This is a genomic window from Brevibacillus reuszeri (assembly GCF_001187725.1).
GTDB lineage: Bacteria > Bacillota > Bacilli > Brevibacillales > Brevibacillaceae > Brevibacillus > Brevibacillus reuszeri.
The window spans coordinates 671559-684399 of the sequence record NZ_LGIQ01000007.1 but is presented as its reverse complement, the minus strand read 5'-3'; the positions used below and the strand labels follow the sequence as shown (position 1 = coordinate 684399).

At 47.4% G+C, this 12841-nt stretch carries 9 protein-coding genes; all 9 read right to left on the bottom strand.

All coding sequences use genetic code 11. The annotated features are described in order from the left end of the window. Window positions 1-11 precede the first annotated feature (11 nt). Window positions 12-293: a DUF503 domain-containing protein gene (locus ADS79_RS13030; protein WP_049738816.1), complete on the bottom strand. Its 282-nt coding sequence runs from the start codon at window positions 291-293 to the stop codon at window positions 12-14. Then, a complete protein-coding gene (infB, locus tag ADS79_RS13025) occupies window positions 293-2890 on the bottom strand; it encodes a translation initiation factor IF-2 (protein ID WP_049738815.1) in 2598 nt (865 codons plus the stop codon). The genes ADS79_RS13030 and infB overlap by 1 nt, the downstream gene beginning before the upstream one ends. Before the next feature lie 22 nt (window positions 2891-2912). After that, entirely contained in the window at window positions 2913-3212 is a 300-nt protein-coding gene (locus ADS79_RS13020; protein WP_049738814.1) for a YlxQ family RNA-binding protein, read from the bottom strand. Beyond that, window positions 3209-3499, bottom strand: a complete 291-nt coding sequence (rnpM, locus tag ADS79_RS13015) for an RNase P modulator RnpM (RefSeq protein WP_049738813.1) — start codon at window positions 3497-3499, stop codon at window positions 3209-3211. The genes ADS79_RS13020 and rnpM overlap by 4 nt, the downstream gene beginning before the upstream one ends. Window positions 3500-3501: 2 nt before the next feature. Then, the gene (nusA, locus tag ADS79_RS13010) at window positions 3502-4593 is read right to left on the bottom strand and encodes a transcription termination factor NusA (RefSeq protein WP_049738812.1); all 1092 of its coding nucleotides are present in this window, start codon (window positions 4591-4593) and stop codon (window positions 3502-3504) included. Between the two features lie 151 nt (window positions 4594-4744). Beyond that, window positions 4745-5203, bottom strand: a complete 459-nt coding sequence (rimP, locus tag ADS79_RS13005) for a ribosome maturation factor RimP (RefSeq protein ID WP_049738811.1) — start codon at window positions 5201-5203, stop codon at window positions 4745-4747. Window positions 5204-5370: 167 nt separating this feature from the next. After that, entirely contained in the window at window positions 5371-9678 is a 4308-nt protein-coding gene (locus ADS79_RS13000; protein ID WP_049738810.1) for a PolC-type DNA polymerase III, read from the bottom strand. 279 nt (window positions 9679-9957) lie between these two features. Beyond that, window positions 9958-11703, bottom strand: a complete 1746-nt coding sequence (locus ADS79_RS12995; protein ID WP_162839537.1) for a proline--tRNA ligase — start codon at window positions 11701-11703, stop codon at window positions 9958-9960. A gap of 42 nt (window positions 11704-11745) precedes the next feature. Beyond that, window positions 11746-12828 (bottom strand): flavodoxin-dependent (E)-4-hydroxy-3-methylbut-2-enyl-diphosphate synthase, encoded by a 1083-nt coding sequence (gene ispG / locus ADS79_RS12990; protein ID WP_049738808.1) that lies wholly within the window; start codon window positions 12826-12828, stop codon window positions 11746-11748. Window positions 12829-12841: the final 13 nt, after the last annotated feature.

Sequence of the window (12841 nt, the reverse complement as noted above, 5' to 3'; positions counted from 1 at the left end):
CACTGGCTGCATTAGTCGTAGTATTCCGTATCCACGTGAATCAACTCCACGCCGGGATGAATTTCCACTAATCGGATTACAGCCTCTAGCTCTTGTTGTAAAAAAGATATTTCATTAGCAACGGCAGCGATACCCAAAACGGTACGCTGCCATTGCTCATTGTAAGCCACCTCTGCCGCGGAGACATTAAAGCGGCTCCGCAGCTTACCGATCAGACTTTTGACGATGGCCCGTTTCTCTTTCAAGTTTTGGCAAGCGGGCAGAAGAAGTTCGATCTGCACCCCTGCTACCATTATTGCTTCACTTCAACCATGACGAATGCTTCGACTACGTCGCCTACCTTGAGGTCCTGGAAGCGTTCCAGGGTCAAGCCGCACTCGTAACCCGCAGCTACGTCTTTGGCATCATCTTTGAAGCGTTTCAACGTGTCGAGTTTGCCTTCGTGAATCACAATGCCTTCACGGATCAGACGAGCACCAGCATCGCGGCTCAATTTACCTTCCGTTACATAGCAGCCCGCGATGTTACCGATTTTGGATACTTTGAACACTTCACGAATTTCTGCTTGACCGATGATGTTCTCTTTGAAGACTGGATCCAGCATGCCTTTCAGTGCTTGCTCGATCTCTTCAATCACAGTGTAAATAACACGGTGCTGGCGAATGTCGATCTTCTCTTGTTCAGCCATACTACGTGCATTTGGCTCAGGACGTACGTTGAAACCGATGATAATCGCATTAGATGCGTTTGCGAGTGTCACATCGGACTCAGTAATCGCACCTGCACCTGTGTGAATGATTTTCACACGAGTACCATTCACATCGATTTTTTCCAAGGAACCACGCAGTGCTTCTACGGAGCCTTGTACGTCTGCTTTCACAATCAGGTTCAGCTCTTTAATATCACCTTCCTGAATGTGTTGGAACAGGTCATCCAGCGATACGCGAGTATTTTCACGACGCTCAGATTCACGCTGCTTGGATGCACGCGCTTCCCCGATTGCACGTGCCTTTTTCTCATCTTCGAAGACACGGAATTGATCGCCTGCTTGTGGTACATCGTTCAAGCCTGTAATTTCTACAGGTGTAGATGGACCTGCCTCTTTCAAACGACGACCCTTGTCATTTACCATCGCACGTACGCGACCGAAAGCGGAGCCTACTACGATTGGGTCTCCAACACGCAGTGTACCTTGTTGAACCAAAATGGTTGCAACAGGACCGCGACCTTTGTCAAGCTCTGCCTCAACTACTGTACCGCGGGCACGCTTGTCAGGATTTGCTTTGAGTTCCTGAACTTCGGAAACAAGAAGGATGTATTCCAGCAGTTCCTCAATACCTGTACGCTGTTTTGCAGACAAAGGAGAGAAGATGGTTTCGCCGCCCCATTCCTCTGCTACCAATTCGTACTCGGTCAATTCTTGTTTAATACGATCAATGTTTGCTTCCGGCTTATCTACCTTGTTCACTGCTACGATAATCGGAACATTGGCTGCCTTCGCATGGCTGATTGCTTCTACGGTTTGTGGCATTACGCCGTCATCCGCTGCAACAACAAGGATCGTCACGTCTGTAATTTGAGCACCACGCGCGCGCATAGTTGTGAACGCTGCATGACCCGGTGTATCCAGGAACGTAATTTTCTTTCCTTTAATCTCTACTTGATATGCACCAATATGCTGTGTGATTCCGCCTGCCTCGCCTGCAACTACGTTAGTAGAGCGAATTGCGTCAAGCAGGGTTGTTTTACCGTGATCAACGTGACCCATAATCGTTACAACTGGCGGACGCTCAACCAGCGTTTCTGGAGCATCTACTTCTTCCAGTGTTTCGAAGTTGGTCTCGTCAATAACGATTTTTTCTTCTACTTCGATGTTGTATTCTGTACACACCAGTTCGATGGCATCGCGATCCAAATATTGATTGATCGTAGCCATGATCCCCAAATTAAACAACTTTTTGATGACTTCAGCCGGTTCTTTGCGCAGTTTAAGTGCAAGTTCATTGACCGTCAAAGAATCGGTGAACGTAATCTTCGTTGGTGGCTCTAATAGAGGACGTGGCGCTTTTTGTTGTCCACGCGAATTGTTTCCACGGCGATTGTTTTGATTACGATTGTTTCCACCGCGGAATGGCTGGCTCTTTTTATTATCTTCAAACGTTTTTTGAGTCTGTGGACCTTTTTTGATTTTCTCGCGCTTTTCCATTCCAACGTTTGATGGAAGTTTTACTTTATCTTCAAAATCTTCGCCTGTACGTCCCTCTGTTTGGCTCGGAGCTGTGCTTTGTTGATTAGCAGGGCGCTGTTGATTTTGTGGACGTTGTTGTTGATTGTTTGGTCTTTGTTGATTGTTTGGTCTTTGTTGATTCTGTGGTCTTTGTTGGCTATTCGTCTGTGGCTTCCGGTCAGTCGGTTTTGCGGGTTGACTTCTCATATTGTTTGGTTTTCTCTCCTGATTCTTCCCCTGATTTTTTCCATGTTGAGGACTTTGTTGATCGGGTCGGTTGCCACTTGTGCTGTTTCCAGCAGGACGATTGTTGCTCGGGCTGTTTCCTCCACGATCACGATCTGCTGGTCGTTCAGCTTTCAGTTGTCCTGATGCCTGACCTTGACCCGATTGTTGCTGGGGCCGTATTTGTTGTCCTCTGGAGTCGTTGGGGCGTCGTTGATCGTCCGTTTGCTTGGGTCTTGTATCAGCTGGCGTACTACGCTGCTCCGGTTTCGCACCGGATCGCAATTTGGCCATATGATCCTCGATCCGCTTGATCGTCCCTTCTTCCATGATACTCATATGATTCGCTACTTCTATGTTCAAACGCTTTAGCAAATTGAGGATTTCCTTACTGCTCATGTTGTGCTGTTTGGCATATTCATACACACGTGTCTTCAATAGAACTTCACCCTTTCGAAAGTTAGGTGAGCAGACGCTGAATGCTTTCGGCCAATTTCCCATCGGTTACCGCCACAGTAACGCGCCCATCTTTTCCGATTGCGTGTCCCAGTGAATGTCGGTCGCCAGTGGTTACACACGAAACACCGTAATAGGAACATTTATCCTTTACTTTTTTAGCGGTATTCTCAGATGCATCGACAGCGAGCAAAACGATATGAGCCTGACCGTTCCGAACTGCGGTTATCACCTGTTCTTCTCCGGTAACGACTTTTCTTGCCCGCATAGCCAATCCAAGTAATTGTGCTGCTTTAGGGATCATTGTCCCATCATCTCCAGCCATTTTTCTCGGAAAGCATCGTATTTCTCTTGGGAGATGGACATATTGAGGGCACGTTCCAGCACTTTTTTCCATTTTCCCGATGCGAACGTATCCGGCTTCAGACAGCTTTCCTGCCGACACACATAGGTACCGCGTCCTGCCGCCTTTCCTGTTAGATCAATAACGATCTCTTCGTCTGGCGTCCGGACCACGCGGATTAATTCCTTTTTTGGGAACATTCCTTGGCAAACAATGCATTTACGCAAAGGGATTTTCTTTTGCTTCATGATTATTCGTTGTCCGCCCCTTCATCGCCCTCTACTGCCTTTGGATAGACGATGCCTTCTTGATCTGCCTGAGACTCGCTCTTGATATCAATCTTCCAGCCAGTCAGTTTGGCAGCCAGTCGAGCGTTTTGACCGCGTTTGCCAATCGCCAGGGACAATTGATAGTCTGGCACGATGACACGCGTCACTTTTTCACTCACATTTACTTCTACATGAAGAACCTTTGCAGGGCTAAGTGCATTCGCTACATACTCCGCTGGATCTTCTGACCAGCGAACGATATCGATCTTCTCACCTTTGAGCTCGGTGACGATCGTTTGTACACGCATTCCTTTTGGACCTACACATGCACCTACTGGATCGACATCAGGATTGATGGAATGAACCGCAATTTTCGAACGATCTCCGGCTTCACGAGCAACGGATTTGATTTCTACCACGCCATCGTAAATTTCTGGCACTTCTAGCTCAAAGAGGCGCTTCAAAAGTCCTGGATGGGTACGGGATACGACGATTTGCGGTCCCTTTGTGGTTTTTTCTACCTTGATGATATATGCCTTCACACGATCTTGTGACTTGAATTCTTCTGATGGCATTTTTTCAGTGATCGGCATGACTGCTTCCGCTTTGCCCAGATCAATGTAGTAGTTGCGAGCGTCCATACGTTGAACGACCCCGGTCACGATATCGTCTTCACGCTCGATGAATTCGCTGTAAATCAGCCCACGTTCAGCTTCGCGAATGCGTTGGGTAACAACCTGCTTCGCCGTTTGAGCGGCAATACGTCCAAAATCACGCGGTGTCACTTCGATTTCTACGATATCCTCTAAACGGAAGTTAGGATCGATCTCCTGTGCTGCGTCCTGAGAAATCTCGAGACGTGGATCAAGCACTTCCTCTACTACGCTTTTCCGAGCGTACACGCGTACCATACCCGAATGACGATTTACATCCACCCGCACATTTTGGGCCGAGTTGAAGTTACGTTTGTATCCTGAGATAAGAGCCGCTTCGATGGCCTCGATCAGTACGTCTTTGGTGATGCCTTTCTCTCTCTCAATGGCTTCTAAAGCCTCGATAAAATCGCCGTTCATGACTTTCGTTGCCTCCTCCTTTACTTACCACCGGCCTAGACTAAAAGAAAACCTCTGTTGAGGCCTGCTCATAAATGAGCGAACCCGCTTTTGCGGAAAGTGATTCTTGTGTATCAGAAAAAATCCAGATGTTCCTTTTGTTCCGATACGGTTAAAAAACGATTGCCATGCGGGCTGTGTCAATTTGCTCTTGAGAAATGACGTACGTTTTCTTTGGTTCTTTTACAGTCAATTTGCCGTCCTCGAAGGATATCAGTTCGCCCTCGAACACGCTAGCTCCTTCTATCGGCTCTTTGGTTGTAATGTGTACGTGCCTGCCGACAGCTTTGGTAAAATCCTTATCGCTGCGCAACGGACGCTCTGCACCCGGTGATGATACCTCCAAGAAGTATGCAGTTGGAATAGGATCTACTTCGTCTAGTTTTTGGCTCAGCTTCTCGCTGACAAGGCTGCAGTCATCAATATCGATGTTGCCAGTTTCATTGTCGATAAATACACGCAGAAACCAGTTGCTGCCTTCCTTTTTGTACTCGATGTCAACCAGTTCCAGACCCAATTCGTCAACAATGGGCGTGACTAGTTCGGTGACGATGTCCGTTACCTTGCTCAAGCAAGTACCTCCTTATCGTTTGAACCATGAGGTGAGGCCAGAAAGAAAGAGTGGGTTTCCCCACTCTCGATCAGCCATGCGTATAAAACCAGTATTTCCAAAAAAATTATAGCATAACAGCCCTTCCCTGACAACCTTTGGATGGGTATGACCTGCCAAATCCCGCATTAGAACAAGGACAGCTGGTTGGATTCTGGCAATCCCTTCAAAGCACCCTGCTCCTCTAGATACTCCAAGATTGTCTTCGAAATCCGGGAGCGAGACAATAAATCTTCTTTAGAAAGGAATTCTCCCTGCTCTCTTGCATTCACAATACTAATCGCTGCGTTAGTTCCAAGCCCAGGTAATGCATTAAATGGAGCGATCAGCGAATTGCCGTCAATCAGGAAACGAGAAGCGTCGGATGCGTACAGATCCACATTGGTAAACCGGAATCCACGCTCAACCATCTCCAAAGCCATCTCTAAAACAGTGAGCAAAGCTTTTTCTTTCGGTTGGGCATCATGCCCTTTTCCTTCGATCTCTTCGATCTTCTGTTTAATCGCTGCTGAACCTTTTACCATCAACGGAATGTCAAAGTCATCTGCACGTACGGTAAAATATGTTGCGTAAAATTCAAGCGGCCGATGGACCTTGAAATACGCGATCCGCACAGCCATCATCACATATGCTGTGGCATGCGCCTTTGGGAACATGTACTTGATGCGCTGACAAGACTGAATATACCAATCAGGCACTTTATTGTTGCGCATTTCTTCCTGATCCTCTTCCGGAACGCCTTTTCCTTTCCGGACGGACTCCATGATCTTAAATGCTCTCGAAGGGTCCAATCCTTTGTAAATCAGATACACCATAATATCGTCACGGCAACCAATTACTTCAGGCAACTTGCAAGTTCCATTGCGAATCAAGTCTTGTGCATTGTTCAACCAAACATCCGTACCGTGAGAAAGTCCAGAAATCTGCACCAGCTCAGCGAATGTAGTTGGCTTTGTATCTTCAAGCATTTGTCGTACGAATTTGGTACCGAATTCCGGTATTCCAAGTGTACCCATGTTGGTACCGATCTGTTCTGGAGTCACCCCAAGTGCTTCCGTCGTACTGAAAATAGACATCGTCTGTTTATCATCCAGCGGAATGGTTTTCGGGTCCATGCCAGTCAAGTCTTGTAACATCCGTATTACGGTCGGATCGTCGTGTCCCAGAATGTCCAGCTTCAGCAAATTATCATGAATGGAGTGAAAGTCGAAATGTGTCGTGCGCCACTCTGATTCATTGTCGTCTGCTGGAAATTGAATCGGACAAAAATCTTCAATTTCCATGTAGGAAGGAACAACAATAATACCGCCAGGATGTTGTCCAGTTGTCCTTTTCACTCCCGTACAACCATTAACGATCCGTGAAATTTCCGCATTTCGCAGTGTCATGCCACGCTCGTCCGCATACTTGCGTACATAGCCGTATGCCGTTTTTTCCGCGACAGTACCGATCGTCCCTGCACGATATACGTATTCCGGTCCAAACAGCTCTTGTGTATATTTGTGCGCTCGTGGCTGATAGTCACCAGAGAAGTTCAAGTCAATATCGGGTACCTTATCACCTTTAAATCCAAGGAACGTCTCGAACGGAATATCCTGACCATCTTTGGCGTAGCTCGTGCCACATGACGGGCATTCTTTATCGGGCAAGTCAAAGCCTGAAGCGATCGAACCGTCCGTGATGAATTCGTTGTGCTTGCAATTCGGGCACCGATAATGCGGTGGCAATGGATTAACCTCGGTAATCTCAGACATGGTCGCAACGAATGAAGAACCTACGGAACCCCGCGACCCTACGAGATAACCATCATTCAGGGATTTTGTTACGAGCCGCTGTGAAATCAAATAAATAACACCGAAACCATGCTTGATAATACTTGTCAGCTCTTTTTCCAAACGGCTCTCAACAATCTCAGGTAAAGGTTCACCGTAGAGATGTCGCGCCTTGTCGTAGCACATTTGTCTTAGCTCGTCGTCTGCACCCTCGATGATTGGCGTGTAGAGCTTGTCTGGAATCGGACTCACATCTTCTATCATGTCAGCGATGGCGTTTGAATTTTTTACAACGATTTCCTGCGCCAGCTCTTCTCCCAAGAATGAAAACGACTCCAGCATTTCATCTGTGGTATGCAGATAGAGGGGGGGTTGGTTCCCTGCAACTGGGTCCCCTTTTGAAAGCAGGAAGACGTCGCGGAAAATTTCGTCCTGCGGATTGAGAAAATGAACATCACCGGTCGCGACGACTAGCTTGTTCAGCTCTTTTCCCATATCCACAATCATTTTATGGTAGCCTTTCATCGTCTCAAGCGACGGAATCTCTTCATTGCGCAAAAGCGGCGAGTACTGCGCGACTGGCTGAATTTCCAGGTAGTCATAAAATGCAGCGACATCTTTCAGCTCATCGATCGATTTACCGCGCAAAATCGCTTGCATCAGCTCACCGTCTTTGCAGGCTGTTCCGATTAAGAGCCCTTCCCGATACTTGATCAGCTGACTGCGCTGAATGCGAGGCCAGCGATAAAAGGTTTCCACATGAGAACGACTTACCAGCTTATACAGATTTTTCAAGCCCTCTTTGTTTTGAACCAAAATCGTAGCATGGAATGGTCGTCCACTCTTGTAGTCTGCTTCTGCATTACTTCTCTCGTTTAGCTCTGCCATCGTTTGGATCTGCGCTTCCTTGATATCCTTCAACATCTGCTGAAAGACATGTGCCAGCGCGACCGTATCGTCCAAGGCACGGTGAGCATTAATCAGCTCTACGTTAAACTTCTTCGCAAGTGTCCCTAATCGGTAGTTGCGCATGCCTTTGTACATCATGCGGGCTAAAGGCAGTGTATCCAAAAAGGCGTTATTCCAAGGCTCCATTCCGATTCTTTTGGCACATGCATTGATAAATGCCTTATCGAATTCGGCATTATGCGCAACTAAAACGGCATCACCTGTAAACTCTTTAAACTTGCGCAGAACGACATCCAGCGTTTCTTGGCCCCGCAGCATTTCATTCGTAATACCTGTAATTTCTGTTGTCTTCGGGCCAATCTCTAATTGTGGATCGATCAGCTCTGTCCATTGGTCGACAATTTCTGCGCCTTTCATCTTGACCGCTGCTACCTCGATAATCGTATGCTCAGCGGCGTTCAGACCGGTCGTCTCCGTATCGAACACGACATATTCGGTATTTTCATCAATCGCATAATTGTTTTCCGCATTCAAATTGTAGACGACATCAATTCCATCCTCAATGACGTACGCTTCCATCCCAAGAATGCACTTGATGTTATTCTTCTTCGCTACCGAATACGCTTCCGGGAATGCCTGTACTACACCATGGTCAGTAACGGCAATTGCCTTATGTCCCCATTTGGCAGCAGTAGACACGAGCGATTTCACAGACGCAACCGCATCAAGTGCACTCATTGGGGTGTGGCAATGGAGCTCTACACGTTTTTCTTCGGCGGTATCCTTGCGTACGATTTGTTGCTCGATTTGGTTAAGATCGTTTGCGTTCATGACCAATTCGCGAATAAACGTATCGTGCTGAACACTGCCGCGAGCTTTCACCCACATCCCGTCTTTAAGGGCTTCCAGCATTTTGACATCTTCCTTGTCACGGGAAAACATTTTGACGGTAAGAGAGTCTGTGTAGTCCGTGATGTTAAAGGTAAGCAGATGACGACCACTGCGGAGTTCCTTCACTTCTACATTGAACACGGTACCTTGGATGACGATCCTGCGTTCCTCTTCTTGGATTTCAATAATCGGAATCGGAGCGTCCTTGATTTCGTAGCCCATCATGAGGGTTGTAATGGCTTCTGCTTTATCCGAGCCCTTGTTATCCTGCTGAGCGGTAGTCATTACAACTTCCACCAGTGCTCGCTCTTCCTCAGCCCGTTGCTCTACGAATGCTTTGTATGCCTCATCGCTTTCTTCGCCGTGGAAGGAAAACCTCATCGTGCAATCCGTCGCTTTTTGAAAGGCAGCGATCAATTCATTGTCAGCTCTTTTGCGCTTGGCGACCTCTACCGTCATTTCCGTTGGCAAATACACTTTTACTTCGTTTTGATCAACCTGCTTTCGAGCGGAACGAAGGGTAACTGCCAACGAGTTCAAGCTTGGTTCCAGCCCCGCGACCAACAGATCCCAATATTCATTGACAACCAGATCCAGCTGCGGCTTTTGAAGGTAACGATAATGAGCATCGACCTTGGCCAAATGTGAAAAGGTTTGTGTCAATCTCATGTTAAATGCTGCAAATACATCCGCTGGAACTAATCTTTGTAGTGTGAAGTGAAAAATCCACTCCTTGTTTTGTTTGTAAATCTCCAGCTTGTCAATTTGCCCATCAAGAAAAAAACGCTCCACCCACTCATCTGGCAAGTCCATTTGCTTGACCAGTAGGGAGAAACGATGTTTTTGCTCTTGTAAACGATCCACGGTTTTCCCACCCTCCCAAAGATAAAAAAACCTATATCGATGCCTCCACATGGAGGTACAACCGCGTTTTAGCGGAAAGTTTTTATGCGCTTCAGAATTCATAAGCCTCTCGCTTATAAATTCTTGCACGTAAAAAAACCTATATCGATGCCTCCACATGGAGGTACGACCGCGTTTTAGCGGAAAATCCCGATCTTTAAAAGAAAAAGAGGCACTCCCTTTAAATCAGGGGAGTACCCCGTACATTTCGACAAAATCCTGCTTTTTTCCTGCTATTAACTAGTTTCCGAAGAGTTCTACACCCGTATGATCCACACGAGCGAGCATCGCTTTTACTTCAGCTACCAAGTCATCCAGTTTGATATCCTGTGTTTCCCCTGTTTTACGAACGCGTACTTCGACAGTGCCTTCTTGCAGGGCCTTGTCAGAAACGGTAATGCGCAATGGCAATCCAATCAGATCAGCGTCCTTGAATTTGACACCAGCACGTTCTGGACGATCATCGAACAGCACCTCTACGCCAGCCCGACGAAGCACCTCGGTAACTTGTTCGCTCGTTTGACGTTGCTCTTCTACTTTAACATTGACCGGGATCACATGCACATGGAAAGGTGCTACTGCTACTGGCCAAATGATTCCATTCTCATCATTGTTCTGCTCAATCACAGCTGCAATGGTTCTTGAAACCCCAATCCCGTAGCATCCCATGATCATTGGTTGGCTGCGACCATTTTCATCCAGGAACGTCGCTCCGATTGCTTTGGAGTATTTCGTTCCGAGCTTGAACACGTGACCAACCTCAACACCACGAGCAAATTTGATTGGGCTGCCTGTACGCGGGCATTCGTCGCCCTCAGTGATGTTGCGCAGATCAGCATAACGTGAAACAGTAAAATCTCGACCTGGAACAACATGCGTCAAGTGATAATCTGCCTCGTTGGCACCTGCAACACCATCGTACACATCTTGTACAAAGTTATCTGCAATGATCTCCACTTTTTCCGAGTCGATTCCTACTGGTCCAACAAAACCAGCCGGTGCTCCCGTTACCGCAAGAATATCCGCTTCTGTAGCCAAGCCAACCTGTGCCGCATCATACAGGTTTTTCAGCTTCACATCATTGAGCTCATGATCTCCACGAATTAACACCATGACGAGCTTGTCATCGACACGATACAAGAGGCTCTTGATTATGTGCTTCGCTTCGATTTGCAGGGCTTGTACCAATTGCTCGATAGTTCGCACTCCCGGCGTATGTAGCTTTTCATGTGTGGGTGCTTCTGTAGCCGGCTTCTCGGAAGGATGATAGACTACCTCCGCCTTTTCCAGGTTGGCAGCATAATCGCCATCTTCGGAGTATGCAATGGTGTCCTCTCCGATTTCACACAGTGCCATGAACTCGTACGTACCTTTTCCACCAATTGCTCCAGCATCTGCTTCTACAGCACGGAAATTCAAGCCAACGCGAGTAAAAATATTGGTGTAAGCATCAGACATAGCCTGGAAATTGCGATCCAGACCTTCTTGTGTCGTATCAAAGGAATACGCATCTTTCATAATGAATTCACGGCAGCGAATCAAACCGAAACGCGGGCGTACTTCATCACGGAATTTGGTTTGAATTTGATACAAATTGATCGGAAGCTTTTTATAAGAATTGATTTCATCACGTACCAGACTGGTGATGACTTCCTCGTGAGTTGGTCCCAAGGCAAAAGGACGGTCATGGCGGTCACGCAAACGAACCAGTTCAGGACCATATACATCCCAGCGTCCGGTTTGGTGCCACAATTCAGCCGGCTGCATTGCAGGCATCAGAAGCTCCTGGGCTCCAGCATTGTTCATTTCCTCACGCACAATCGCTTGGATTTTATGCAGCGAGCGAATCGCCAATGGCAAATACGTATAAATACCAGATGCCAGTTGGCGAGCCATACCTGCGCGGAGCAGCAGCTTGTGGCTAGCTATCTCCGCGTCAGCAGGCACTTCTCGCAAGGTAGGAATCAACATTTGACTTTGCTTCAACACGTGCGTGTCCTCCTTATGCTCATCAGCAAGGGGCGTTCATCAACCTACCGTCGTAGGTTTTTTTTCGCCAACCATTTCATTAATTTCTTTCATCAACTCTTCGAACAGCTCTGTTTCCTTTACCTTCCGAACAATCTCACCATTGCGGAAAATCAAGCCTTCCCCGTTTCCACCGGCAACGCCGACGTCAGCTTCTCGTGCTTCTCCAGGGCCATTAACAGCGCAACCCATTACTGCGACCTTCAATGGTACTTTCAATGTAGAAATCGCATCCTCTACTCTCGTTGCGAGGCCGATCAAATCGATCGCGCAACGTCCGCAAGAAGGGCAAGCAATGACTACAGGATCGTTATTGACGATATCCAGGCTGCGAAGAATTTGCTTCGCAACCTTGATTTCCTCAACTGGATCAGCTGTCAAAGACACACGGATGGTATCACCGATCCCCATTGAAAGTACAGTCCCGATCCCAACTGCAGACTTGATGCTACCGGAAAATTGCGTACCCGCTTCCGTTACCCCTACATGCAATGGATAGTTACGCTTTTCTGCCATCAAAGAGTATGTCTGGATCATGGTTGGTACGTCAGAAGACTTCAACGAGATAACGATATTGTCATAATTAAGGTCTTCCAAAATTTGCACGTGGTCAATGGCACTCTCTACGATTGCCTCTGGCGATGGGTAGCCGTATTTTTCAAGCAGTCGTTTTTCAACCGAGCCGGAGTTTACGCCAATGCGGATAGGCACATTGCGCTCGCGGCAGGCCTCAACTACTCGCTGTGTTTTTTCCTTGGAGCCAATATTCCCTGGATTAATCCGGATTTTGTCAATCCCACTCTCCAAAGCAATCAGGGCCAACTTGTGGTCGAAATGGATGTCGGCAACAAGCGGCAATGGTGAACGCTCCTTGATCTTCTTGATGGCGCGTGCTGCGTCTTCATTGATGACGGCCAGGCGGACAATTTGGCAACCGACATCGTGCAGTCTTTGAATCTCGGCCAGTGTTTTCTCTACATCACGCGTATCTGCTGTCGTCATGGACTGAATTACTACGCTTTTTTGGCCCCCGATTTGCACGCCTCCTACAAAAACCGGTTTCGTCTCCTCGCGCTTGTACATTTTGCACCATCCT

What these genes read in the sequence shown, in the direction of transcription:
- ADS79_RS13030 (WP_049738816.1), bottom strand. Translation starts at nt 293, where the DNA reads ATGGTAGCAGGGGTGCAGATCGAACTTCTTCTGCCCGCTTGCCAAAAC.
- ADS79_RS13020 (WP_049738814.1), bottom strand. Translation starts at nt 3,212, where the DNA reads ATGATCCCTAAAGCAGCACAATTACTTGGATTGGCTATGCGGGCAAGA.
- rnpM (WP_049738813.1), bottom strand. Translation starts at nt 3,499, where the DNA reads ATGAAGCAAAAGAAAATCCCTTTGCGTAAATGCATTGTTTGCCAAGGA.
- nusA (WP_049738812.1), bottom strand. Translation starts at nt 4,593, where the DNA reads ATGAACGGCGATTTTATCGAGGCTTTAGAAGCCATTGAGAGAGAGAAA.
- ispG (WP_049738808.1), bottom strand. Translation starts at nt 12,828, where the DNA reads ATGTACAAGCGCGAGGAGACGAAACCGGTTTTTGTAGGAGGCGTGCAA.